24 protein-coding genes are annotated in these 23,225 nt (G+C 69.9%); 14 read left to right on the top strand and 10 right to left on the bottom strand.

All coding sequences use genetic code 11. The annotated features are described in order from the left end of the window. Positions 1-12: 12 nt before the first annotated feature. Positions 13-741 carry an FHA domain-containing protein gene (locus tag ACQPY4_RS36805; protein ID WP_433329115.1) on the bottom strand — a complete coding sequence of 243 codons (729 nt, stop codon included), beginning with the start codon at positions 739-741 and terminating at the stop codon, positions 13-15. Positions 742-1,056: 315 nt separating this feature from the next. Here ACQPY4_RS36805 and ACQPY4_RS36800 point away from each other — a divergent pair, with 315 nt between their 5' ends. The 6 genes from ACQPY4_RS36800 (at position 1,057) to ACQPY4_RS36775 (ending at position 9,579) form a co-directional block, all read left to right on the top strand. Further along, a complete protein-coding gene (locus ACQPY4_RS36800; protein ID WP_433329113.1) occupies positions 1,057-1,506 on the top strand; it encodes a DUF3017 domain-containing protein in 450 nt (149 codons plus the stop codon). Positions 1,507-1,678: 172 nt separating this feature from the next. Further along, on the top strand, positions 1,679-2,899 hold the full coding sequence (locus ACQPY4_RS36795) for an NADP-dependent isocitrate dehydrogenase (protein WP_433329111.1): 1,221 nt from the start codon (positions 1,679-1,681) through the stop codon (positions 2,897-2,899). 271 nt (positions 2,900-3,170) lie between these two features. Beyond that, a complete protein-coding gene (locus ACQPY4_RS36790) occupies positions 3,171-4,160 on the top strand; it encodes a malate dehydrogenase (RefSeq protein WP_433329109.1) in 990 nt (329 codons plus the stop codon). A gap of 165 nt (positions 4,161-4,325) precedes the next feature. After that, positions 4,326-6,068 carry an HSP90 family protein gene (locus ACQPY4_RS36785; RefSeq protein ID WP_433329107.1) on the top strand — a complete coding sequence of 581 codons (1,743 nt, stop codon included), beginning with the start codon at positions 4,326-4,328 and terminating at the stop codon, positions 6,066-6,068. Then, a complete protein-coding gene (locus ACQPY4_RS36780) occupies positions 6,065-8,710 on the top strand; it encodes a hypothetical protein (protein ID WP_433329105.1) in 2,646 nt (881 codons plus the stop codon). The genes ACQPY4_RS36785 and ACQPY4_RS36780 overlap by 4 nt, the downstream gene beginning before the upstream one ends. 50 nt (positions 8,711-8,760) lie before the next feature. Next, positions 8,761-9,579 carry a hypothetical protein gene (locus tag ACQPY4_RS36775; RefSeq protein WP_433329103.1) on the top strand — a complete coding sequence of 273 codons (819 nt, stop codon included), beginning with the start codon at positions 8,761-8,763 and terminating at the stop codon, positions 9,577-9,579. On the opposite strand, the gene galK is transcribed toward ACQPY4_RS36775, so the two are convergent. The 4 genes from galK to ACQPY4_RS36755 all read right to left on the bottom strand — a co-directional run bounded on the left by galK (position 9,536) and on the right by ACQPY4_RS36755 (position 13,124). Next, positions 9,536-10,681 (bottom strand): galactokinase, encoded by a 1,146-nt coding sequence (gene galK, locus ACQPY4_RS36770; RefSeq protein ID WP_433329101.1) that lies wholly within the window; start codon positions 10,679-10,681, stop codon positions 9,536-9,538. The genes ACQPY4_RS36775 and galK overlap by 44 nt on opposite strands. Further along, positions 10,678-11,631: a UDP-glucose 4-epimerase GalE gene (gene galE, locus ACQPY4_RS36765; protein ID WP_433329099.1), complete on the bottom strand. Its 954-nt coding sequence runs from the start codon at positions 11,629-11,631 to the stop codon at positions 10,678-10,680. The genes galK and galE overlap by 4 nt, the downstream gene beginning before the upstream one ends. Before the next feature lie 480 nt (positions 11,632-12,111). Further along, positions 12,112-12,318: a DUF397 domain-containing protein gene (locus ACQPY4_RS36760; RefSeq protein ID WP_433329097.1), complete on the bottom strand. Its 207-nt coding sequence runs from the start codon at positions 12,316-12,318 to the stop codon at positions 12,112-12,114. Then, positions 12,318-13,124, bottom strand: coding sequence for a helix-turn-helix domain-containing protein (locus tag ACQPY4_RS36755; RefSeq protein WP_433329095.1), 807 nt, complete (start codon positions 13,122-13,124; stop codon positions 12,318-12,320). Before ACQPY4_RS36755 ends, ACQPY4_RS36760 begins: the two co-directional genes overlap by 1 nt. A gap of 110 nt (positions 13,125-13,234) precedes the next feature. Between ACQPY4_RS36755 and ACQPY4_RS36750 the strand changes: the two genes are divergently transcribed. Then, positions 13,235-13,477, top strand: coding sequence for a hypothetical protein (locus tag ACQPY4_RS36750; RefSeq protein ID WP_433329093.1), 243 nt, complete (start codon positions 13,235-13,237; stop codon positions 13,475-13,477). A gap of 33 nt (positions 13,478-13,510) precedes the next feature. On the opposite strand, the gene ACQPY4_RS36745 is transcribed toward ACQPY4_RS36750, so the two are convergent. The 5 genes from ACQPY4_RS36745 to ACQPY4_RS36725 all read right to left on the bottom strand — a co-directional run bounded on the left by ACQPY4_RS36745 (position 13,511) and on the right by ACQPY4_RS36725 (position 16,674). Beyond that, positions 13,511-14,503, bottom strand: coding sequence for a sigma-70 family RNA polymerase sigma factor (locus tag ACQPY4_RS36745; protein ID WP_433329091.1), 993 nt, complete (start codon positions 14,501-14,503; stop codon positions 13,511-13,513). A 79-nt stretch (positions 14,504-14,582) separates the two neighbouring features. Next, complete coding sequence (locus ACQPY4_RS36740; RefSeq protein WP_433329089.1) at positions 14,583-14,963, bottom strand: nuclear transport factor 2 family protein; 381 nt, start codon at positions 14,961-14,963, stop codon at positions 14,583-14,585. 2 nt (positions 14,964-14,965) lie between these two features. Further along, positions 14,966-15,277 carry a hypothetical protein gene (locus tag ACQPY4_RS36735; protein WP_433329087.1) on the bottom strand — a complete coding sequence of 104 codons (312 nt, stop codon included), beginning with the start codon at positions 15,275-15,277 and terminating at the stop codon, positions 14,966-14,968. Between the two features lie 78 nt (positions 15,278-15,355). Continuing rightward, positions 15,356-16,306: an SDR family oxidoreductase gene (locus ACQPY4_RS36730; RefSeq protein WP_433329085.1), complete on the bottom strand. Its 951-nt coding sequence runs from the start codon at positions 16,304-16,306 to the stop codon at positions 15,356-15,358. A gap of 68 nt (positions 16,307-16,374) precedes the next feature. After that, positions 16,375-16,674 (bottom strand): TetR/AcrR family transcriptional regulator, encoded by a 300-nt coding sequence (locus tag ACQPY4_RS36725; protein WP_433329083.1) that lies wholly within the window; start codon positions 16,672-16,674, stop codon positions 16,375-16,377. Here ACQPY4_RS36725 and ACQPY4_RS36720 point away from each other — a divergent pair. The 7 genes from ACQPY4_RS36720 to ACQPY4_RS36690 all read left to right on the top strand — a co-directional run bounded on the left by ACQPY4_RS36720 (position 16,673) and on the right by ACQPY4_RS36690 (position 23,214). Further along, positions 16,673-17,206: a HEAT repeat domain-containing protein gene (locus ACQPY4_RS36720; RefSeq protein WP_433329081.1), complete on the top strand. Its 534-nt coding sequence runs from the start codon at positions 16,673-16,675 to the stop codon at positions 17,204-17,206. The genes ACQPY4_RS36725 and ACQPY4_RS36720 overlap by 2 nt on opposite strands. Before the next feature lie 234 nt (positions 17,207-17,440). Further along, positions 17,441-18,985: an alpha/beta hydrolase gene (locus ACQPY4_RS36715; RefSeq protein WP_433329079.1), complete on the top strand. Its 1,545-nt coding sequence runs from the start codon at positions 17,441-17,443 to the stop codon at positions 18,983-18,985. After that, entirely contained in the window at positions 18,982-19,653 is a 672-nt protein-coding gene (locus ACQPY4_RS36710; protein WP_433329077.1) for a hypothetical protein, read from the top strand. The genes ACQPY4_RS36715 and ACQPY4_RS36710 overlap by 4 nt, the downstream gene beginning before the upstream one ends. After that, the gene (locus tag ACQPY4_RS36705; protein ID WP_433329075.1) at positions 19,569-20,489 is read left to right on the top strand and encodes a hemolysin family protein; all 921 of its coding nucleotides are present in this window, start codon (positions 19,569-19,571) and stop codon (positions 20,487-20,489) included. Before ACQPY4_RS36710 ends, ACQPY4_RS36705 begins: the two co-directional genes overlap by 85 nt. An 18-nt stretch (positions 20,490-20,507) precedes the next feature. Continuing rightward, positions 20,508-21,569, top strand: coding sequence for a tryptophan--tRNA ligase (gene trpS, locus ACQPY4_RS36700; RefSeq protein ID WP_433339166.1), 1,062 nt, complete (start codon positions 20,508-20,510; stop codon positions 21,567-21,569). Beyond that, the gene (locus tag ACQPY4_RS36695) at positions 21,559-22,134 is read left to right on the top strand and encodes a 2'-5' RNA ligase family protein (RefSeq protein ID WP_433329073.1); all 576 of its coding nucleotides are present in this window, start codon (positions 21,559-21,561) and stop codon (positions 22,132-22,134) included. The genes trpS and ACQPY4_RS36695 overlap by 11 nt, the downstream gene beginning before the upstream one ends. A gap of 57 nt (positions 22,135-22,191) precedes the next feature. After that, positions 22,192-23,214: a YihY/virulence factor BrkB family protein gene (locus ACQPY4_RS36690; RefSeq protein ID WP_433329071.1), complete on the top strand. Its 1,023-nt coding sequence runs from the start codon at positions 22,192-22,194 to the stop codon at positions 23,212-23,214. Positions 23,215-23,225 lie beyond the last annotated feature (11 nt).

Genomic DNA, 23,225 nt, shown 5'->3' with positions numbered 1-23,225 from the left:
CGCGAGGTCATCTCAGCTCGCCCGGCGTCCCGCCGCGCTCGGTGCCCTCCCCGGTCCGGTCACGTGTCCCGTGGAGTGGTTGGCGCCGGGCGGTCCCGGACGGCGGACGTCTCCCGGCCCCCGAGCGTCCATGGGCGCCCGGTTCTGCTGGGGGACGTGCACCGGCGGAAGCGGCCGGACAAGGCCCATCGCGATGACCTCGTTGGCCAACCGGGTGCGCCGGTTGGCGCCCTCGGGAATGCGGAACTTCTGGTAGAGCCGCAGCAGATGCTGCTTCACCGCGGCCTCGGTCACGACCAGGTCACCGGCGATCTCCCGCGCGGTGGCCGGTGCGACGAACGCCTCGTCCGACAGGGCGGGGCGGCACAGCGAGGTCAGGACGTCGACCTCGCGGCGGGTGAGCTCGGGCGCGACGGCCCTGCGCAGTTCGACGTCCGGGTCGACGTCCTCTCGGGGGATCCCTCCCATCCGGCAGCGCGCCGTGCCGAAGCTCACGACGTCACCGTCCTCCAGCACCCGGCGGGCGATCGGGCGTCCGTTGACACGCGTCCCGTTGCGGGACAGCCCCATGTCGACGACGTAGACGTACGGGCCGCGGCGAACGATCTCCGCGTGCAATCGGGACACACTCGGGTCGTCGAGGCGGATGTCGACTCCTCTCCCTCGGCCGACCGTTGTCACGTCGGGGCGCAGCGGCATCACCAGCCCGCTGTCCTCGATCCGCATGAACGGCCCCTCCACGGCAGTCCTCCCAGCTAGTTAGCGACCCCTGTCTGCCGGGTTACCCGGCCGAGTGGTCGCCACACCCTCCTACCGGTGAGTAGGACCGATGCCATAAGGCATTTCGCGTCCATCGAGCCCTCTGCAACCCCACCCGTTACGGATTTGGCGTGAACGGCTTGCGGCCGGTGACGGTCAGGCGGGGGAAAAATCCCGTCGCGAACACGCGCGAGCCGTCAGATATCGCGACCCACGGCCCTCGCGGGGATGTCGGGACGATCGCGATTTGGCGCTACCGTGGGAGATCCGAACGGATCGTGGACCCTGGGCGAGGCGATGAGCACTGAGCTGAGTCGGCGGCGGCGCAAGGCCCCCAAGGGGAGAGGCGCCACGCCCCATTGGCTCGGCCGGCTTCCGTACCTGATCGTCCTGTCCGGGGTCGGGGCCGGGCTCGTGCTGTGCGCGATGGCCTACTTCCGCAAGGGCTCGGTGCTGATCGCGGCCGCGCTGCTTTTCGGCGCGCTGGCCCGGATGCTGCTCCCCGAATCCCAGCTCGGCCTGCTGGCCGTCCGCAGCCGGTCCATCGACTGCTGGACGCTGGTGATCCTCGGCGAGGCGGTCGCGTTCGTCGCACTCAGCGTTCCCCCCGAGAACCGCACCGGAATGGCGGCCGCCGCGGCCTCCGGCGTGGTCATCGGGGCCGTCGGCGTGGTCCGTTTCCTGAGGTTCCTGATCTTCGGAAGGCGGGGAAGCCATGCCAGGCGCCCGGCCGAGGGCCCACGCTGATACCGTCCTGTTCAATGATCGATCATTGTGGCCAGGGGCCCTGATCAGGGGCGTACAGGAGGACGAAGACCGGGGTCCGGCCCCGGTCTAGACCTCTTGGTGGTCTCGGATAGCCTTCGCAGTTGAGCCTTACAAGGACTGCTGGCCGGTGTAGGAAAGGGACAGCAACAGCATGCCCAAGATCAAAGTAGCGGGCCCGGTCGTCGAACTCGACGGCGACGAAATGACGCGGATCATCTGGAAATTCATCAAGGACCAGCTGATCCTGCCCTACCTCGATGTCGACCTGAAGTACTACGACCTCGGGATCGAGTACCGCGACGCCACCGACGACCAGGTCACGGTCGACGCCGCCAACGCCATCAAGCAGTACGGCGTCGGCGTCAAGTGCGCCACCATCACCCCCGACGAGGCGCGCGTCGAAGAATTCGGCCTGAAGAAGATGTGGCGTTCCCCCAATGGAACGATCCGCAACATCCTCGGCGGCGTGGTCTTCCGCGAGCCGATCATCGCCTCCAACATCCCCCGCCTGGTCCCGGGCTGGACCAAGCCGATCATCATCGGCCGTCACGCCCACGGCGACCAGTACAAGGCCACCGACTTCAAGGTGCCCGGCCCCGGCACCCTCACGGTGACCTTCACGCCGCAGGACGGCAGCGAGCCGATGGAGTTCGAGGTCGCCCAGTACCCCGAGGGCGGCGGCGTCGCGATGGCGATGTACAACTACCGCAAGTCCATCGAGGACTTCGCGCGCGCCTCCTTCCGGTACGGCCTCGACCGCGACTACCCGGTCTACATGTCGACCAAGAACACGATCCTCAAGGCCTACGACGGCATGTTCAAGGACGTGTTCGCCGAGATCTTCGAGGCCGAGTTCAAGGCCGACTTCGAGGCCAAGGGCCTGACCTACGAGCACCGCCTGATCGACGACATGGTCGCCGCGGCCATGAAGTGGGAGGGCGGTTACGTCTGGGCGTGCAAGAACTACGACGGCGACGTCCAGTCCGACACCGTGGCGCAGGGCTTCGGCTCGCTGGGCCTGATGACCTCGGTGCTGATGACCCCGGACGGCAAGACCGTCGAGGCCGAGGCCGCCCACGGCACGGTGACCCGCCACTACCGGCAGCACCAGCAGGGCAAGCCCACCTCGACCAACCCGATCGCGTCCATCTTCGCCTGGACCCGCGGTCTCGCCCACCGAGGCAAGCTCGACAACCAGCCCGAGGTCGCTAATTTCGCCCGCTCCCTGGAAGAGGTCTGCGTCGAGACCATCGAGGGCGGCCAGATGACCAAGGACCTGGCGCTCTTGGTCGGCAGCGACACTCCGTGGCTGACCACGCAGGAATTCCTGGAGGCTCTCGACACCAACCTTCAGAAGAAGATTAACGGCTAGTATTGGACTGTGTACTCCCCGCGACAGCGGGGGCGGCCCGGCCGTGACCTCGGGCTGATTGTCCAGTTTGCCTTGGTCCCCGCGCACGCGGGGCTAGTGAAGGCCGCTCCGGTGATGCCGGGGCGGCCTTTGCGTTAGCGGTCGGTGTACCTGGGGGCTGTGGCATGGGGCACCCGCGATAGCCTGGCCCGTGGAATATCTCGACAACGAGAGAAACCCCGCGTGGCTCTCTCTCAGGTGGTCGGGTTCGTCACTGCAGGAGAAGAAGGCCATGACTCGCACCCCAGTCCATGTCACCGTCACCGGCGCCGCAGGGCAGATCGGCTACGCGCTGCTGTTCCGCATCGCCTCCGGGCAGCTTCTGGGCGCGGACACGCCCGTACGCCTGCGCCTGCTGGAGATTCCGCAGGCGGTGAAGGCCGCCGAGGGCACCGCCATGGAGCTCGACGACTGCGCGTTCCCGCTGCTGGACGGCATCGAGATCTTCGACGACGCCACCAAGGCGTTCGAGGGCGCCAACGTCGCGCTGCTGGTCGGCGCGCGTCCGCGCACCAAGGGCATGGAGCGCGGTGACCTGCTGGAGGCCAACGGCGGCATCTTCAAGCCGCAGGGCGAGGCCATCAACGCCGGCGCGGCCGACGACATCAAGGTGCTGGTGGTCGGCAACCCGGCCAACACCAACGCGCTCATCGCCCAGCAGCACGCGCCGGACGTCCCGGCCGAGCGCTTCACCGCGATGACGCGCCTCGACCACAACCGCGCGCTCGCGCAGCTGAGCAAGAAGGCGGGCGTGTCGGTCGGCGACATCAAGAAGCTCACGATCTGGGGCAACCACTCCGCCACCCAGTACCCGGACGTCTTCCACGCCGAGATCGCGGGCAAGAACGCCGCCGAGACGGTCAACGACCAGACGTGGCTGGAGAACGACTTCATCCCGACCGTGGCCAAGCGCGGCGCCGCGATCATCGAGGCGCGGGGGGCGTCCAGTGCCGCCAGCGCGGCGAGCGCGGCCGTCGACCACGTCCACACCTGGGTGAACGGCACGGCCGAGGGCGACTGGACGTCGATGGCCGTGGTGTCCGACGGCTCCTACGGGGTGCCCGAGGGCCTGATCTCGTCCTTCCCGGTGACCACCGCGGGCGGCGAGTGGTCGATCGTCCAGGGCCTGGAGATCGACGACTTCTCGCGGGCGCGGATCGACGCCTCCGTGGCCGAGCTGACCGAGGAGCGCGAGGCCGTCCGCGGTCTCGGCCTCATCTGATCGAGCGGGTTTCGCGGCAGCCCCGGGCCGGGTGGCCCGGGGCTCCGTCGTTTCGGGAGAAAATTCCGGGTTTGCGTCACTCGTCGTCGGTAGGGTGGCGAATTCGGCGCGCGGTGGAAGGGAACGGCAGGAGTGGAACAGGCCTTTCAAGTCGATCTTCGGGGCGTGGTGGACCTGCTCAGCAGGCACCTCTACTCCAGCCCTCGCGTGTACCTGCGCGAGCTGCTCCAGAACGGGGTCGACGCGATCACCGCCCGGGGCCCGGACGGTGGCGGCACGGTGGCGATCGAGACCGGCGGCGGGGCGCTGCGCGTCCATGACGACGGCGTCGGGCTGACCGAGGACGAGGTGCACCGGCTGCTGGCCACGATCGGACGCTCGTCCAAGCGGGACGAGCTGGGCTTCGCCCGGCACGACTTCCTGGGCCAGTTCGGCATCGGGCTGCTGTCGGCGTTCCTGGTGGCCGACGAGATCGAGGTGGTGACCCGGTCGGCGCGGGCGCGGAACGCGCCCGCCGTCCGGTGGACGGGTTTCGCCGACGGCCGGTACCGCGTGGAGGCCGCCGAGCGCGACGAGCCCGGCACCACGGTGACGCTGCGGCCGCGTCCCGGCTCGGGGGAGCTGCTGTCGCCGTCCGTGGTCGCCGATCTGGCCCGCGCATACGGGTCGATGCTGCCGATCGCGCTGACCGTGGACGGCGTCCCGATCACCGGCGACGGGCCACCCTGGCGGGCCGCCCACGCCGACCCGGCCAGGCGCCGCCGGGCGCTGGACGCCTACTGCCAGGAGCTCTACGGGTTCGAGCCCTACGACGTCATCGACCTGGACGTCCCCGAGGCGGGCCTGACCGGTGTCGCGTTCGTCCTGCCGCGTCCGGTCGCCCCGACCGCGCGCGGTGCGCACCGCGTCTACCTCAAGCGGATGCTGCTGGCCGAGGGCGTGGAGGGCCTGCTGCCCGAGTGGGCGTTCTTCGTGCGGTGCGTGGTCGACGCGGGCGAGCTGCGGCCGACGGCGAGCCGCGAGGCGCTCTACGAGGACGAGCTGCTGGAGACGGTCCGCGAGGCGCTGGGCGACCGGCTGCGGCAGTGGCTGGTGCGGCTGTCGGAGACCGATCCGGCCCGGCTGCGCGGCTTCCTGCGGCTGCACCAGCTGGGCGTCAAGGCGATGGCGTTGCAGGACGACGAGATGCTGCGGATCGTCGACCGCTGGCTGGAGTTCGAGACCTCGGCGGGGCCGATGACGCTGGCCGAGTTCCGGCGGCGGCACCCCGATGGCCGCTACAGCACCGGCGTCGAGGAGTTCCGGCGGCTGGCGGCCGTCGCGGGCGCCCAGGGCGTCGGGCTGGTCAACGGCGGCTATGTGCACGACAGCGAGATCATCGAGCGGCTGCCCGACATCGATCCCGACGCCGTCCTGCGCCGTCTGGACGCGGCCGAGCTGACCACCCACTTCGGCGTCCTGGACCCGGGGACGGAGCTGGCGCTGCGGCCGTTCCTGGCGTCCGCGCAGCGCGCGGTCGACAAGCTGGGCTGCGAGGTGGTGATCCGTGACTTCGATCCGGCGTCACTGCCCGCGCTGTACCTGACCAGCCGTGCCGCCCAGCACCAGGCCGAGCTGGCCGAGGCCCGCGACGTGGCCGACGACCTGTGGTCGGACGTGCTGGGCGCGCTGAACGGCGCCGTCGAGGCCGACCGGCCGCAGCTGGTGCTCAACCACCGCAACCCGCTGGCCCGGCGGGTGACGGCGCTGGCCGAGGAGGGCCTGATCGAGCTGGCCGTCCAGGGCCTGTACGGGCAGGCGCTGCTGCTCGGCCACCACCCGTTGCGCGCGGCCGACACCGCCGTGCTGAACCGTTCGTTCCTCGGCCTGCTGGAGTGGGCCGTGCATGACCCGGAGGCCACGCAGTGACCGCGGACGAGGTCTATGACCTGATGAACCGGGCCGGTGAGCTCCCTTACGGGGAGGCGCGCACCGTGCTGGTGGAGGACGCCCTGCGTCGCGCCGAGGCGACCGGTGACGAGCGGTTGGCATTCGGGGTGCGGATGGCCCTGACGACCGCCTACCAGTACGGGGGCGAGCCCGCGCGGGCGTTCACGACGTTCAGCCGGTGCCTGGCCGAGCATGACCGCGATCCGGCCAGGTTCGACGAGGAGCACCGGCTGCTCTGGCACTTCAAGTGGATCGTGAACTCGCTGACGCTGTTCCCCGAGATCCCGCTCGACCGGACCTATGCCGTCCTGGACGACATGGAGCGCCGCTACCGGCAGGGCGGGCACAGCCTCCAGGCCGTCTACCACTACCGCCATGTCGTGGCCCGGCATGTGGGTGACGACGCCGAGGCCGACGCGTGGTTCGCGCGGTGGGCCGGGGCCGAGCGGGACGAGCTGTCGGACTGCGAGGGCTGCGACCCGACCGGGAAGGTCCGCCATCTGGCGTCCCGGGGAAGCGACGAGGAGGCCCTGGCGGTGGCGGCGCCGGTGCTGAACGCCGAGCTCGACTGCTCCGAGCAGCCCCAGTCGATCCTGACCGCGCTGCTCCCGGTCTACCTGCGCACGGGCCGGGCCGAGGAGGCCAGGGACGCCCACCGGCGCGGCTACCGGCTGGTCCGGTCGAGCCTCGCCGACCTCAGCGAGATCTCCGAGCATCTGCGGTTCTGTGCGGTCACGGGCAACGAGGCGCGCGGGATGGAGATCCTGCAGCGGCATCTCGGCTGGCTCGACCGCGCGCCCAGCCCCTATGCCGCGATGCGGTTCGCGGCGGCGGGCGCCCTGCTGCTGCGGCGGCTGGACGAGCTCGGCGTCGCCGACGAGGTCACGGTCCGCCGCCGTCCAGGCGATGAGGTCGGGGCGGCCGAGCTGCGCGCCGAACTGGCCGGCCAGGCGCTGGAGCTGGCCGCCAGGTTCGACGCGCGCAACGGCGGCACCCGGCAGGGCGAGCACATCCGGCGGATCATGGAGTCCGAACCCGTCGTCGAGCACCTGCCGCTGACCCCGCACGCCCGGCGCCCCGAGCCCGCGGCGCGTCCGGCCGCCGTGCCCGAGGTCACCGACCCCGACGCGCTGCTCGACCTGGCCGAGAGCCACCACCACGACCGAGACGACGCGGCCGCGGCGGCGGTGCTGCGCCGCTTCGACGAGCTGGTCGGCGACGACGAGCTGACCCCGTCCCGCCGGGCGCGCCGCGCCGACGCCCGGGGACGGGAGCTGTCGGGCACCGGCGACCTGGAGGCCGCGGTCACCGAGTGGGAGCTGGCCGCCCGGCTCTACCAGGAGACGGGCGACCCCGTCCGGCAGCATGTCATGATCAGCCGCAACGGCGCGATCAACGCCCGCCTGGGACAGCACTACGTCGCCTACACGCTGCTCAGCGCCGCGACCGAGTACCTCGACAGGGAGGTGCCCGACAGCCGGGAGGCGATCGGCGCCCGGCTGCGGCTGGCCGACGGGCACCTGCGCGGCGACCGGCTCGACGACGCGCGTTCGGTGCTGGACGAGACCCGTCCGCAGACCCCGCGCGACATCGGCCAGACCGAGCTGCTGCGCTCCCAGGTCTGCCTGCGGGCCAACGACCTCGACGGCGCCCTGGCGTCGCTGCGCCGCTCCCGCGAGGTCCACCGCGACGAGCCGCCCTTCGCCGCTGAGGCGGCGTTCCAGCTCGGCCAGCTGCTGACCCACGTGGGGCTCCGCCATGCCGGTGACGGTCCCGCGCTGCTCGACGAGGCCGAGTCGTGCCTGGACGAGGCCGTGGCGTCCGGCGGGTTCAGCCCGATGCTGCGGCTGGCCGCCCACGCCGAGCGGGGCAACCTGCTGCTGGCGCGCGAACGCGCCGCCGACGCCGTGCCCGACCTGGTGGAGGCCGTGGCGGGCTTCACCGCCGCGAGCGCGTACCCGCAGGCCGCCTACGCCCGCGTCGACCTCGCGGCGGCCTACTACACGGCGGGACGCCACCTGGAGGCGGCCGAGGTGGCCGAGGAGGCCCTGGCGATCCTCGGCCCGGACGCCGACCCCGACATCCAGCGCCGGTGCCGCATGATCCTGGCCCACGCCCAGCGCGAGCTCGGCGAGGAGCAGGCCGCCGAGACCTTCACCGGCCTCGCGGAGGACGCCGAGCACCCGGGTGCGGCGGGGGAACTGCTCGAACAGGCCGGAGACCTGCTCACGAGCCTGGACAAGGACGGTCTGGCCGCCGACAAGTTCGCCGCCGCCGCCGAGGCGTTCGCCAAGGCGGGGGAGCCATACGGGGTCGTCCGCACCCACCGGCGAGCCGGCCTGTGCCGCCTGTGGAGCGGCCAGAACGACCTCGCGCTGGCCGAGATGGCGCTGGCCCGCGAGGGCCTGGCCGAGCTGCCCCGCGACAACGTTCCCGCGCTCACCTGGGAGACGTCCCTGGTGGCCTACGACGAGGCGCGCCTCCTGGCCAACCTGGAGCGCTACGACGAGGCGCTGCCGCTGACCGCCGAGGCCCACGAGGGCTTCGTCTCGCTGGACGAGACCGACGCCGCCGAGGCCGTCGCCCGCCTGCGCTCCTCGATCGAGGAGGAACTCGCCTGACCTCCGTGTCGCGCGGCCGCGCTCACCCTGCGTGATCGTAAAGTTGCCGCGTGGGTCGGGTTCTTGTGGGTTTCGGGGCGGTCCTCGTCGTTCTCCTGACGACGATGAGCCCGGTCGAGGCGCGTGGCGGTGCCGTCCTCGGGGTGAAGATGTCGACGTCTCGGGCCAGACCCGGGCAACTGGTCGCCTACACGGTCACCGTCAGCAACCGTGGAGCCCCGACGACGCACGGACTGACGGTGCGGCTGCGCCTGCCCCGCCAGGTCGAGCTCATCGAACTCAGCCCCGCGAGCTGCGCCGAGCGGCGCCGGGTCGTGCGCTGCGCCCTGGGCGACCTGCGCCCAGGCACGTCGGCTACCGTGCGAGCCACCGGCATCGTCGCGCCCGGCGCGTCCGGGACCCTCGTTGCCGTGGCGGACGTCCATTCGGGACCTGACCGGACGGCCCGCAGCGTGATCCGGACCCGGGTCGAGCCCGGCACCAACCTGGCCGTCCGCATCCGAGCCCCACGAAACGCCCGCCCCCACACACGTGTGCCCGTGCTCATCACAGTAGTGAACCGAGGCCCACGCCGTTCAGGCCGCGTGACGCTCCTCCTGGGCTCGCACGGGACGCGCCTCGTCCCGCCGCGCGGCCCCCGCTGCAAGATCGTCCGGGACGGCGCGACCAGCCGCCACGTCCGCTGCGTCCTGCCGAGCCTGCCCCCGGGAGGCCACCACACCCTCCACGCGGCCGCCCACGTCAACCGCCAGCAGTACTTCGCCGCGACCGTTTCGTCCCGCCGAGGCGAGATCCGTCCCGACGACAACTCCACCCTCACCGGGCTCAGAGCACGCGCCGCGCACCTTCAGCGGGCTCAGCGGAAATGAACACGGGATCTGCCCAACCGCGGTCGGCGTAGGCCGTGGCGACGGCCGTTTGCACGCCGTCCACCCGAGCCTCGGGCACCAGCACCACTACCGACCCACCGAATCCACCACCGACCATGCGCCCGCCCCGGGCACCCGCTCGCATGGCGGCCTCCACGGCGACATCGGCCTCGGGCCACGAGATCTGGAACTGGTCGCGCAGCGAGATGTGCGAGGCCGTCAGCATCGCTCCCAGTTCGGCTACCGCACCCGCCCGCAACAGCCCCACGGTCGCCTCGACCCGGTGGTTCTCGGTCACCACATGCTGGACGCGCCGACGCAGCACCGGATCACCCAGCGCCCCGAGTGCCCCCGCCAAGTCCTTGACGTCCCGAAGAGCATCGACGCCAAGCACCCGAGCGGCCTCCTCACACTCCGCCCGCCGCCGCCCGTACTCGCTACCACTCAGAACGTGCTCAGCTCGCGTGTCGACGACAACAAGCCGCAGCCCCGCCGCCGAAGGATCGAAGGGCACCTGCGCCGAAAGCCCGCTGCGACAGTCGAGCATCAGCGCGTGCCCGTCCTTGCACAGCAGTGACGCGGACTGGTCCATGATCCCGCAGGGGACGCCCACATGCTCGTTCTCGGCCCGCTGCGCCAACACCGCCAGCTCAGCCCGGGGAATCTCCACCCCGGACAGCTCACACAAAGCCAGCGCCGTCGCGCACTCCAGCGCCGCCGACGACGACAGCCCAGCCCCCCGAGGGAGATCGGCGTCGATCAGGATCGAGGCGCCACCCACCCCCCGCTCACGCAGCACCCACCCGACCCCAGCCGGGTAAGCGGCCCAATGCTCGCCGGAAGCCCAATCACCAGCCACCACGTCAAGATCGACCGTGACGGCCGTCCCAGCGGCCTGAAGCGACCGAATCTCCAAAAGCGAATCGGCCCGCCGCGCGGCCGCCACCGCGACACCCTGCGCGAGCGCGAACGGCAACACGAACCCGTCGTTGTAGTCGGTGTGCTCACCGATCAGATTGAGCCGCCCAGGCGCGCGCCAAACCCCCTCGGGTGCCCGCCTGTACGCCTCATGGAAGGCCGCGCCCAGCGCCTCCGGATTCACCGACCCTGAACGAAGGTCCAGGCGTCGCCGACCATGGCACGCAGGTCGCGCTCCGGCTTCCAGCCGAGCTGCGACTTGATCTTCTCCGACGACGCCACCAGCACGGCGGGGTCGCCCGCCCGGCGCGGCCCCGTCACCACCGGAATCGGATGCCCGGTCACCTGGCGGCAGACCTCGATCACTTCCCGCACGGAGTAGCCGTGCCCGCTGCCCAGATTGAAGATCTGATGCGATCCCGGCTCACACGCGTCCAGCGCCAGCAGATGCGCGACACCCAGGTCGACCACATGGATGTAGTCGCGCAGGCACGTGCCGTCCGGCGTCGGGTAGTCCTCCCCGAACACACTCACCGACTCGCGCTCGCCCAGCGCCACCTTCAGCACGTTCGGAATCAGATGCGTCTCGACCGCATGGCGCTCACCCTGCGGCCCGGCCGCACCCGCGACGTTGAAGTACCGCAGCGAGACACCCCCGATGCCATGCAGCCGCGCGTACTCCGCCAGCGAGGTGTCGATCGCCAGCTTGGAAGCCCCATACGGGTTGGTCGGACGAGTCGGGTCGGTCTCCAGAATCGGCGTCGACTCCGGCTCCCCGTAAGTGGCGGCCGTCGACGAGAAAACGATCTTCTCGACCCCGGCAACCCGCATGGCCTCCAAAAGCGCCAGCGACTCCCCGAGATTCTTGTCCCAGTACAGCCCAGGCTTTTCGACCGACTCCCCGACGAGCGACTTGGCCGCGAAGTGCAGCACCGCGTCGAACCCGCCCTCGGCCAGGACCTCCGGCGCCCGCTCCCGCAGCGTCCCGCTCACCAGGCGAGCACCCTCGGCCACGGCGTCCTCGTGGCCGGTGGACAGATCGTCCAGCACGACCACCTCATGCCCCGCCTCGACCAACTGGGCGGAAACGACGCTGCCGATGTAGCCGGCGCCTCCGGTGACGAGCAACTTCACGGATGAACCTCCAAGAAGACGTGCGGGGTCCATCCAGGCTAGCGCCACCAGCCCACCAAAACCCCAAGATCACCCACTCCCCAACCCCAAAGGCCCTCACTAAACGCTCGGACAACCCCCTCGGGGGCTCCCGCCCCCCAAACCCCCAAGGCAAGGGGCTCCGCCCCCACACACCCTCCACTCAACAAGCGCACACCGGCATGGCAGCAGGGGCGCCCCAGGCACCACCCGCGCGCAGCGTCCCTTGCACCCGCTGAGAGCGATCGAACTCGTTTGCGCTCTAGGGCGCGCCACACCAAGAGCAAGGCCCTCGCTCCGCTCGGACAGCCCCATTGGGGCTCCGCCCCAAACCCCAGGTGGGGGCTCCGCCCCCACACCCCCAAAGGACAAGAACCCCCTCAGACCCCCCTTTGCAAGGGGACAGAGGAGGCTCTGGAACAGCAGAGTCCAGCACTCGACCGGGACTCATAGGGGGTGGTGTTACTCCTGGGGGAGGTCCAGTTCTGACCTCTTCGTGCGGGTCACAAGACCAGCGAAGGCAGCGGGCGAGAGAGCCAAGTGCCCAGACTCGGTGTGCTTGGAGTCTCGGAGCCCGACGGCTCCGTTGAGTTGAGCAACCTCAACGCAGTCGCTCTGGCCGCCTTGGCCTGTGCCACTACGGCTGCTCTTACGCCAGACGGGAGTCACTACAGGGTCTCCAACACTTCTTGGATCAGACGGAGTGAGGCGTCTACGGGCAGAGCCCAGTCTCCGATTCGGGAGAACCTCACTCGGAACAACCCTACATCCGTGCTGTCTGCGGTGAGGCGTCCGCCCTCGCATGCTTCGGTGTAGATGTGGTCGGCCCCCGCCACCGTCATGATCTTGAAGGAGCCGTCACGCCCGACGTGCGCGCCGACGCTTCTGGGCATGATTCGGACGGTGATGTTCGGAAGTCGAGCCAGGTCCAAGAGTTTCGAGAGTTGCTCGCGCATGACCTCTGGCCCACCGACGGGTTGGTCGATGACTCCTTGATCTAGGAACACCCAAACTAGGGGCCGTGGCGAGCGGGTTAGCGAGGTTTGCCGTGCCAACCTCGCGGCAAGTGGTTTCTCCATGTCCTCAACACCGGCCACCTCGAACATCGCGCGGGCGTAGGCCTCGGTTTGGAACAGGCCGGGTATCCAGCCAAGTTCCCAGATGCGCAGTTCGGAGGCAATGGCCTCCAGTTCCAAGTGGGTCTTGAACCACTCGACATCGTGTCCAGCCTTGGCGAAGTTGACCATACGGCGAAAGAAGCCGCCGCCGCTCCAAGCCCGGTCGAGCCTGTCAGCATGAGCTACTTGCAGTTTCGTTTCGCCAGACTCAACACGGGCGACCAGCGAGCGGTCTCGGCCGATGATGTCACCCACAGCGGCAAGTGACAGATCTTGTTCTTGCCGCTGTCTGCGCAGCTCAAAGGCTATGAAATCCCAGAGGTCGCTGTCCGGGTCGAATCCACGCCTGGTGCGCATCGTGCCTCGCTTCGCGTTGAATTTGATGACCTCGCGTAGCCAAATTAACGGGAGAGGCGCACTCTTGTCTCGCGAAAGGTGATGCCCGACACAGAGTCAGGAGCCAGGACATGCCAGTGAACGCGACCCCGAATTCTTCTGATCCGCTCGAAGCGCTCCGTGAGGAGTTCCCGGGGCATCGCGTGTGGCGATCGATGCGCGGCGACATTCCGGGCGAATGGTGCGCGACGTTGCACGACCCGAATGCGGGCGTCGATCCGACGCTTATGGAACCGACGGCGAACGACCTCCGCGAGCGCCTCTTGGCGGAGGGGGAGCGGGCCAAGGGGCGCGCACGCGTCCTGGCGGACTGATCCGGGTGGTTCGCCGAGGGCTTTCTTCTGTCTTCATGGTCGCCTCACGCGATCGAGCGCCGGGCCTGTCTGTGGGAGATCGAACAGGGCGAAGACGCTTGGGTCCATGAACGCGACGATCCGCTCGATTCCAGCGGGGGACATGGTGAGCACGTGGAGCGCGTGGGCGTGGAAGGCGCCGTCCTGGTGCCGGTGGTAGAGCGCAAGGCCGGGTTGCCCGTTGGCGTCGGCGCGGACGATTCGTACCTGGCCCGCGGCCGGCAGACGAGGGGCCAGGAACCGGGCGATGACCTCTCGGCCAGCGAACCACGTGGAGATCGGCGGCATCTCGAACGTCGCCTCATGCACCAACGTCTGCGTCAGCGTGTCGATGTCGGATGTCTCGAACGCGGTGACGTAGCGCCTGAGAAGTTCGCGCTGGCGGGCTTCGGCGGGTTCGGCGATCTCCAGTCCGGAGTGCGGGAGGTCGTTGAGCTGCGTTCTGGCGCGCTGGAGCAGGCTGTTCACGGACGCGACGGTCGTGCCGAGCTGCTCGGCGACCTCGGCGGCCCGCCATGCCAGCACATCGCGCAGGATCAGCACCGCCCGCTGCCTGGGCGGCAGCACCTGGAGTGCGGTGATCATTGCCAGGCGCAGGGTCGCCCGATCGGCTATCACCTCGGCAGGGTCACGCGTCGCGTCGGACATCGGGGGCGGAGTCGGGAAGGGCTGCAACCACGGCAGGTCCGGCCGACGCGGTCCGGTCGGCGCCGCGGGGTCGTCGCTGGGTGCGCCGAGCCCGGACGGCAGCGGGCGGCGGGCGGCCTGCTCCGCGGCGCGGAGGCAGGCGTTGGTCGCGATCCGGTACAGCCACGTCCGCAACGAAGACCGGCCGGTGAACGTCCCGTAGGAGCGCCAGGCCCGCAGATACGTCTCCTGCACGATGTCTTCCGCATCATGCGCCGAACCCACCATGCGGTAGCACAGTCCCAGCAGCTCATTGCGGTACGGGGCGGTCAGGCGCGTGAACTCCTCGATCGCCCCCATTGTCTGTGTCACGTCGACTCCTGCCCGCCTCCGCGCGACCCGCGCGGCGGTCGATCCCGCCGGAACATCGGGAGGAAGCTCAATCGGCGGCCGGCTCCTGCGCCGCCTCGGCCTTACGTACTTCATGGGTGTCGAAGACCACCACGTCCGAGATGATCTTGCCGTCGCGCAGCACCAGGTGATCGACGACGCGCAGCGTGCCGAACGGCCCCGTCCTCATGTCGTAGATCACCATCGCCTGTTCGGCGTCACCCAGTGCCGCGATGACGTCCACGCCCTCGACGACCTGCGTGAACTGCCCGATCACCGCCGTCACCGCGTCGATGCCCTCCGCGCGGACCCGTGGGCTTTCGAACACCACGTCCTCGGCCAGGCATTCCGCGACCGTGGCCATGTCCCCGGCCCCGAACGCTTTGATGAACGTCGTCGCGACGTCGGCGGCTGTAGCGCGAACTGTCATGATCACTTCTTCGGGGCGAGGAAACGATAGGCACCGACCAGGGTCGCGGCACTGCGCCCCGGCCCGTCGGCGGCGCGTTCCCCGAGCTCTTCCTGGAACCGCCTGAACGTGCTCAGCCCGGACAGCGGATCGTGCTCTCCCTCGATCGAGGCGATGTGGACGAACGTCACGCCGTCGGCAAGCCGCAGCGCGGCATACCTCAGCCCGCCCGGGTTTTCTGCGGCGAGCTGATCGAACACTCGTTCGATCAGCTCCTGGTTCGCCTCTGCGGCAGCCTCTTTCACCTGATACTTCACGACGACGGTTCTGCTCACGGCTTCTCCCTGTGCTCACGGTTACTGATCCGGCGACCGACCGAAACTCATCGGTCGGAGGACGGATGCGGATGCCCTTCAGGCGACGCGACGCGGACGGGTCGCGGTCGAATAGTCAAAGATCGGCCGCGACGACCGCACGGCCGGCACCAGTTCGTCGCGGATGAAGTCCTCGATGCGGTACGCCGCCTGGTTCGCAGGCGGGGGACCTTCCCGCGGCTCCTCCCCGAACGCCGTGGCGATGGCCCAGGTCTGGTTGAGCAGCGTCGCGAAGCTACGCCCGGTGCCCGCGGCCATGAGGTCCGCGATGTCGTCCTCGGCGGACACCTGCTCCACGCCCAAGGGGCTGTCGAGGTGCTCGCTGATCAGCGCGGCTATCTCCCTCATGGTGACGGGGCGGATGGGAGGGACCGGTGCGGTGCTGATTCCGCGGAAGTGCAGATCCTTGAGCAGGTCTACGGCGACGGCCGCCACATCGCGGGCGCTGACCATCTGGAGGGCGACGTCGGTCCCCAGGGGCGAGCTCAGAACGCCCCGTTCCCTCATCGGTGTCAGGAAGTAGTAGAGGATCTCGAAGAAGCTTGGCGGCTGGACATGCACCGCGTTCAGGCCGGGCACCTGGTTGAAGATGGATTCGATGGTCGCGTGCCCGGCGATCAGGCCGCCCACCCGATCGTCGTCGGCCCCCTGGGTGCTGATGAATGCCGCATGTGTCAGCCCGGCCTGCGCGGCGGCCGAGGCGTAGACCCCGGCGATCCCGCGCTGGTAGCGGGGAAAGTCCGGTGCGGCGGGATTCGGCGGAACGATCAGCAGGGCGCCGTCGGCGTCGGCGAAGGCCTTCTCCACGTACCCCCGGTCGGCCAGATCACCGACGAGGACTTCAGCTCCGGCTGCCTCCAGCTCCTTCAGACGCTCGGGGTCGCGGCCCATCGCGCGAACGTGGTGACCGGCTCGGAGGAGTTCGCGCGCCGCGTATCCGCCGACATGGCCAGTCGCTGCGGTTACGGCGTAAGTTCGTGCGTTGTCCATTGGTTCTCCAGCGTTTCGGATCGTCTACCTCAATAGATCCGGCAGCCGCCCCGAACTCATCGCCGAGATCACGCACCTACGTCACATCGCATAATGCGTCCTGGCCCAGGGGGGTCCTGGTCGCTCTTGGCCGCTGCGCGCAGGTGCTGCGCGAGGCGGTCGAACTCCTGCTGGACGACGGCGAGCATGATGGCGGGCTGGTCCGGGACGTGCGGGTAGATCGAGGGGGCGGCGATCCCGATCGCGCGGGCGACCGAGCGCAGGGTGATGTCGCGTTCGCCGCCGCGTTCGTCCAGGAGCCGCACGGCGGCGGTGATGATCAGTGAGGGGATTATTCGGTTGCCGGGTGGGGGCGGGGGTGATCGCATGGTGGGCATGCTGGGTTTGGCGGATCGCAGTGATGAACGTGTGGTGGAGGCTCTTGGTAGTGCGCCTCGGACCAGTTCGGCTTACCGTCATCTGCTTGACCGTGGCCGGGCGGCGGTGCCGGCGATCCGGGCGGGTCTGCGGCATCCGGACCCGGGCGTCCGTGAACAGTGCTGCAAGCTCCTCGACCATCTCCTGGTGGAAGACGCGGTCGAGGAAATGATCGGCATGCTGGACGACCCGATTCCGGCGGTCCGGGTGGCCGCGGCGCACGCGCTGTCGTGCGATCGATGCAAGTCCGATGCGTGTCGGCCTGCCGCGGCTTTGGTGTTGGCGCCGGGCTTGCGCCTGTTGCGTCACGACCCCGATGCGCATGTGCGGGCCATGGCGGTGGAATTGGTCGGGCGCTTCGTGAACACGAGCACCGAGGCCGCGGACGCGCTCGTGCGGGCTCGCGAAGCCGATCGGTCTCCCACCGTCCGGAAGAAGGCGGGCTGGTACGCGCCGGGTGGCGCCATCCATCGCCGCGCCTAACCCCGCCACAGCGAATCCCGCACTGATCGGCTCGCCCCGGACGGTGGCCCGCTCAGGTCCGTTCGGTTGTTTCTGATCTCTGAACGGTGTTGTGGGGGCGCTCGTCAAGGTGTCGGCAAGCTCGGGCCAAGTTCCTGGATGGCGCTCGGCTGTCTGGGGGCGGGGGAATTGCCCGGGGTAGGGGGCAGGCATCCCCTGAGCGCGAGGGGTCACTGGGATCTGCCTCGGGGGACGATGATGAAGGCTGCGGCGGTGGCGGGCGTGGTCGTGCTGGTCGCGTGCGGGCCGGGTTCGGGGTGTGCGGAGAGCAAGAAGGACGCTCGGAGGGCGAGTGGTGCCTCGTCCTCGGCGGCGCCCGCGCCGCCGTTGGCGTGGGCGGCCTGTACGGGGCTGCCCAAGCCCGAGCCGGGTGCCAAGCCGGGGCCCAAGCTCGAGTGCGCCGAGGTGAGTGTGCCGCTGGACTACGCGCGGCCAAGCGGGGAGACCATCAAGATCGCATTGGTGCGGGCTCGTGCCACCGACCCCGGGCGCCGGATCGGGTCGCTGCTGTTCAACCCGGGTGGGCCCGGAGGGTCGGGAATCGAGTTCCTGGCCGGTTCCGCCGGTGATTACGCCGCCCTCAACGCACGGTATGACCTGGTGAGCTTCGACCCGCGTGGGGTCGGACGCAGCGCGCCGGTGAAATGCCTGGACGACCGGCGGCAGGACGCCTACAACGCGGCCGACTGGTCACCCGACACGCCCGCGGAGGTCTCCACGGTGCAGAACCTGCACCGGGAGTTCGTCGCCGCCTGCAATCAGCACTCGGCCAAGCTCCTGCCGCAGGTGGGGACGGTCAACGTCGTCCGCGACCTGGACATAATCCGCGCTGCGTTGCGCGACCAGAAGCTGCACTACTTCGGCATCTCCTACGGCACCTTCCTGGGCGGCGCCTATGCGCACCGGTACCCCGCGAAGGTCGGCCGGATGGTCCTGGACGCCGCCTACGATCCCTCGCTGCCGCTGGATCGGCAGTTCCTGACGCAGGCCGAGGGTTTCCAGCACGCGTTGGACGGCTACGCCGCCGCGTGCGCCAAACAAGGCCGGTCGAAGTGCCCGCTGGGGACCACCAAAGACGCCGTCGTGGGCACCGTCAGCAAGCTCCTGACCGGCCTGGACGCCAAACCCCTGCCGACCGAGGCCAAGGGGCGTGTCCTCACCCAGAACCTGGGCATGTCCGGCATCACCGGCGCCCTGTACTCCCAAGCGGCGTGGGAGATGCTCACGATGGGGCTGATCACCGCCGTGCAGGAGCGTGACGGCACAGTCCTGCTGGGGCTGGCCGACAGCTTCCTGGGACGCGATGACAAGGGCCACTACAACGGCACCCAGACCACCTACACGGCGGTCACCTGCGCCGACACGACCGCCCGCACCGACGCCGAAGGCGTCAGATCCAAGCTGCCCGCCTTCACCAAGGCATCGCCGATCTTCGGCCCCGAACTGGCCTGGAGCCTGATCAACTGCGACGGCTGGCCCTACCGGGGTGACGGCAGCGCCTCCGAGGTCAGCGCCCCCGGCGCCACGCCGCTGCTGGTCATCGGCAACACCGGCGCCCCCGCCACCCCGTATGCCCAATCCCAGGTGCTCGCCCGCCGAATCGGCGCCAGCGCCCGCTTCCTCACCCTGCGCGGTCAGGGCCACGGCGCCTACGCCACCGGCAACAAGTGCCTCCGCGCCGCGGTCGACAAATACCTGCTGGACGGCACCGTCCCGGCCAAGGACACCACGTGCTCATGACGGGCAACGTCACCTCAGGCGGCACCCATATCCACCATGTGGTTTTCGGCCTGGTGTTCATGTGTGTCGGGGGCATCAGCGGACTGACCGTCCAGGACGGTTCATCGGTCCTGGCGGCGCTGACCGCCGGGTTGTTCGGCATCGGCACCGCGCTGGTCCTGGACGAGTTCGCGCTCGTGCCGCACCTCAACGACGTGTACTGGAAAGAACAAGGACGCCTGTCGGTCGAGGCGATCTTCATCGCGGCCGGCGTCTGCGGGCTGGCGCTTCTCGGCGCCGGGCCGCTGGACATCGCCGACTCGATGAGCACCGACCCCGGCGGCTTCACCCTGCCGATGTGGGCGGTGGTCGTGATCACCGGCATCAACCTGATCCTGGCCGCCGTCACCCTCCCAACGCCGACCAGCCCGACACCACGACCACCAGCACCAACTCCAGCCGATGAGCGCGTGGGTAGGTTGAATGCGTTGGTCGGGACCCTTCGCTGTCGGGCGTGGGACCGCCTTCGGCGAATGGAGCGGACCGGGGGATGGACGATCAGGACGCGCCCCCTCCAGGACGGCCCCCGAGGGGGCCGGCTCGGGTGCTCGTGCGGCTCCTGGTGGCCTCGACCGATCTGGTGGTCCGGTTGTCGGGGGGCGATCCCCGGGCCGTGCGCGACGAGCTGAGCGCGGAGCGGATGCGGGCCTTGATCGCCGCCAACACGCAGTTGAGCGCCGATGAGCGGGCTCTGATCGGTGAGGTGTTCGCGGCGGGGGAGCGGCCGTTGCGGGAGATGCTGGTGCCGCGGACCGAGGTGGAGTTCCTGGACGCCTCCCTGCCGGTTTCCGCGGCGGCTCGGGTGGCCGCGGGGAGCCCGCATTCGCGGTTTCCGGTCTGCCATGACTCGCACGACGAGGTGATCGGGTTCGTGCATATCCGCGATCTGCTGGTCGCGGACGACGCGGGTGTTCCGGTCGGGTCGCTGGTGCGGCCGGTGAAGTTCCTGACCGGGTCGCAGCGGGTGTTGCCTGTGCTTTCGGAGATGCGGCGGGAGGGCTGCCACCTGGCGATCGTGGTGGACGAGTACGGCGGCACGGCCGGGATCGTGACGCTGGAGGACCTGGTCGAGGAGCTCATCGGCGACATCCGCGACGAATATGATGTGAAGGACGCGCAAGCACAACGTCTCCACGGTGGGGTGGTCGAGGTCGACGGTCTGCTCAACCTCGACGACTTCGCCGCCGAGACCGGCGTCCGGCTGCCCGCCGGGCCCTACGAGACGGTGGCCGGGCATGTCATGGCCGTCCTCGGACGGGTCCCCGCCGAGGGCGACGCCGTCGAGACCGCCGGACGCCGCCTGGTGGTCGCCCGCATGGAGGGCCGCCGGGTCGCCCGGGTGCGCGTCACGCCTCCTCGACCAGACGCGCCGGTTCCGCCCGTGACCGGCCCTGACACCCCTGCGCGCGGGGGCGTCGGCTCCGATGGTGACCCCACCGGCGACGCCGCCTCCGGCGGAGCCTGAGAGAATCGGTCCGTGCACATGTCGCTACCGTCCAGTACCAGCAGCGCCGCAACGACACCGCGCGTGCTGTCCGGCATCCAGCCCACCGCCGACTCGTTCCACCTCGGCAACTACCTGGGCGCGGTGCGGCAGTGGGTCGCGCTGCAAGAGACGCACGAGACGTTCTACTGCATCGTCGACCTGCACGCGATCACGGTCGAGCACGACCCCGCGCTGCTGCGCGGGCGCACCAAGGTCGCGGCCGCGCAGTTGCTGGCGATGGGCGTCGACCCCGAGCGCTCCACGCTGTTCGTGCAGAGCCACGTGCCCGAGCACGCCGAGCTGGCGTGGGTCCTGGGCTGCCTCACCGGGTTCGGCGAGGCGGGACGCATGACGCAGTTCAAGGACAAGTCGGCCAAGCAGGGCGCCGCGGCGGCGACCGTCGGGCTGTTCACGTATCCGATCCTCCAGGCCGCCGACATCCTGCTGTACTCGCCCGAGCCGGGGCCCGGTGAGCGCGTCTTCCACGTCCCGGTGGGGGAGGACCAGCGCCAGCACCTGGAGCTGACCCGGACGCTGGCGCAGCGGTTCAACCATCGTTTCGGCGACACTTTCGTGGCGCCCGAGGCGTACATCCCCGAGGGCGCCGCCAAGATCACCGATCTTCAGGAGCCGACGGCCAAGATGAGCAAGTCGGCGTCGTCGCCGCAGGGCATCGTCGACGTCCTGGAGGAGCCCGGCCCGATGCGCAAGAAGATCATGCGCGCGGTCACCGACACCGGCTCCGAGGTCAGGTACGACGAGGAGAACAAGGCCGGCGTCACCAACCTGCTGCGGGTCTTCTCCGCCCTGTCCGGGACGCCGATCCCCGACCTGGAGAAGCGCTACGAGGGCACCGGGTACGGGCAGTTCAAGAAGGATCTGGCCGAGGCCGTCCTCGACACCTTCACCCCGATCCGCGAGCGCGCCCTGGCGCTGCTGGACGACGAGAAGCAGCTCGATCTGACCCTGGCCCGCGGCGCCGAGCGGGCGGGAGAGGTCGCCGCGCGGACCATGGAGCTCGTGCGCGACCGGGTGGGATTCGTCGGACGTGGTCGCTAAAGACGACGCGGTCACAGGAGCGGGCCCCCGGGACGGGGCGCCCGCCCTCCGGACGATCGGGGTGGCGGTCCCGATCCCCGACCCCTACGGCGCCGAGCTGCAGCGCCTGCGCGCGGCCTTCGGCGACCCGCTGGCCCACGCGATCCCCACGCACGTGACGCTGGTGCCGCCGACCGACGTCGAGGAGCCGGCGCTGGAGGAGATCGACGAGCATCTGCGCGCGATCGCCGCCACCGAGCGCCCGTTCCCGATCAAGCTGCGCGGGACGGGGACGTTCCGTCCGGTGTCCCCGGTGGTGTTCGTCGCGCTGGCCGACGGCATCGGCGGCTGCGAGCGCCTTCAGGCCAGGGTCCAGTCGGGCCCGCTTGCGGCCCTGCCGCTGGCCTTCCCGTACCACCCGCACGTCACCGTGGCCCATCACCTGCCCGAAGAAGTCATGGACCGTGCCTTCAAGGAGCTGGCGGGCTACGAGGCCGACTTCGTCGTGTGGGGCTTCTCGCTCTACGAGCACGGCCTGGACGGCGTCTGGCGCCCCCAGCGCGACTTCCTCTTCGTCCCCCGCTGACCCGCAGGTCAGCGCCCGTCCATGCATCGAGGGGCACGTCCTGGGTACCGTCCGTACATGCGTCAGGTGATCAAGGGTGCGCGGGAGCGCCTCGGTGGAGCGCAGGAGGCGGGCAAGGGCGTCCTGCGCGGGCGGCGGGCGAAGTGGCCGTGGTTCGGCCATCTGGTCCGCGCGTACGAGCGCTACCAGGACCGCCGGGGAGACCGGCTGGCGGCGGCGCTGACCTGCTACGGCTTCCTGTCGTTCTTCCCGCTGCTGGCGCTGGCCTACTCGCTGCTCGGCTACATGGTCGGGGTCAGCGACGAGGCGCGCGACTACTTCGTCGAGGCGATCAACTCGCTGCTGCCCGGCCTCAGCGACCAGTTGAAGGTCGAGCAGATCGCCCGCTCCAAGACCGCGGTCGGGCTGGTCGGCCTGGCTGGCCTGCTGTTCACCGGGCTCGGGTGGGTCGAGGTCCTGCGCGAGTCCCTGCGCGACATCTGGGGCAACGAGCCCAAGGCCGAGGGCAACTTCTTCATGAAGAAGGTCTGGGACGGCGCCGTCCTGGTCTTCCTCGGCGTCACGCTGATCCTCGGCATCGCGGTGTCGACGGTGACGACCCAGGCGACCAACACCGTGCTCGGCTGGGTGGGGCTGGACGACGTGACCGGCGCGGGCACGGCGCTGCGCCTGCTGTCGCTGGCCGTGGCGATCGCCGCGGACACGGTGATCTTCCTGGTGCTGTTCTCGCGGCTCTCGGGCACCCGGGCGCCCTGGCGGCGGATCATAAGGGGCGCGCTGTTCGGCGCGCTGGGCTTTGAGTTCCTCAAGCAGATCGCCACGCTGCTGCTCGGCCACACCACGCAGAACCCGGTCTACGCCTCGTTCGCGGTGCTGGTGGGGCTCATGGTCTGGATGAACATCGTGTCGAGGTTCGCGCTGTTCGCCGCCGCGTGGACCGCCACCCGGATGGTCGTCCTGCACGCCGACGCCGAGGCCGAGAACGCCGCGAAGGCGGAGGAGACCCCCGAGGGCGAGCAGGGCACGGCCGGGACGGGCTCCGGCACGCGGCTCGGATCCGCGGCCGGAGCCCCCGGGTAAGCCCTCAGAGG

The sequence above is a fragment of the Spirillospora sp. CA-294931 genome (genome assembly GCF_050946795.1).
GTDB lineage: Bacteria > Actinomycetota > Actinomycetes > Streptosporangiales > Streptosporangiaceae > Spirillospora.
The sequence above is the reverse complement of the archived record's forward strand: the minus strand, read 5'-3'. Positions and strand labels throughout refer to the sequence as shown.

Excerpts from the sequence above, each read along its gene's own strand:
- ACQPY4_RS36790 (WP_433329109.1), top strand. The coding sequence starts at position 3,171 with ATGACTCGCACCCCAGTCCATGTCACCGTCACCGGCGCCGCAGGGCAG.
- ACQPY4_RS36730 (WP_433329085.1), bottom strand. The coding sequence starts at position 16,306 with ATGGACAACGCACGAACTTACGCCGTAACCGCAGCGACTGGCCATGTC.
- ACQPY4_RS36720 (WP_433329081.1), top strand. The coding sequence starts at position 16,673 with ATGGTGGGCATGCTGGGTTTGGCGGATCGCAGTGATGAACGTGTGGTG.
- ACQPY4_RS36725 (WP_433329083.1), bottom strand. The coding sequence starts at position 16,674 with ATGCGATCACCCCCGCCCCCACCCGGCAACCGAATAATCCCCTCACTG.
- ACQPY4_RS36795 (WP_433329111.1), top strand. The coding sequence starts at position 1,679 with ATGCCCAAGATCAAAGTAGCGGGCCCGGTCGTCGAACTCGACGGCGAC.
- ACQPY4_RS36710 (WP_433329077.1), top strand. The coding sequence starts at position 18,982 with ATGACGGGCAACGTCACCTCAGGCGGCACCCATATCCACCATGTGGTT.
- ACQPY4_RS36740 (WP_433329089.1), bottom strand. The coding sequence starts at position 14,963 with ATGACAGTTCGCGCTACAGCCGCCGACGTCGCGACGACGTTCATCAAA.
- trpS (WP_433339166.1), top strand. The coding sequence starts at position 20,508 with ATGTCGCTACCGTCCAGTACCAGCAGCGCCGCAACGACACCGCGCGTG.
- ACQPY4_RS36715 (WP_433329079.1), top strand. The coding sequence starts at position 17,441 with ATGATGAAGGCTGCGGCGGTGGCGGGCGTGGTCGTGCTGGTCGCGTGC.
- ACQPY4_RS36690 (WP_433329071.1), top strand. The coding sequence starts at position 22,192 with ATGCGTCAGGTGATCAAGGGTGCGCGGGAGCGCCTCGGTGGAGCGCAG.
- ACQPY4_RS36745 (WP_433329091.1), bottom strand. The coding sequence starts at position 14,503 with ATGGGGGCGATCGAGGAGTTCACGCGCCTGACCGCCCCGTACCGCAAT.
- ACQPY4_RS36800 (WP_433329113.1), top strand. The coding sequence starts at position 1,057 with ATGAGCACTGAGCTGAGTCGGCGGCGGCGCAAGGCCCCCAAGGGGAGA.
- ACQPY4_RS36755 (WP_433329095.1), bottom strand. The coding sequence starts at position 13,124 with ATGCGCACCAGGCGTGGATTCGACCCGGACAGCGACCTCTGGGATTTC.
- ACQPY4_RS36750 (WP_433329093.1), top strand. The coding sequence starts at position 13,235 with ATGCCAGTGAACGCGACCCCGAATTCTTCTGATCCGCTCGAAGCGCTC.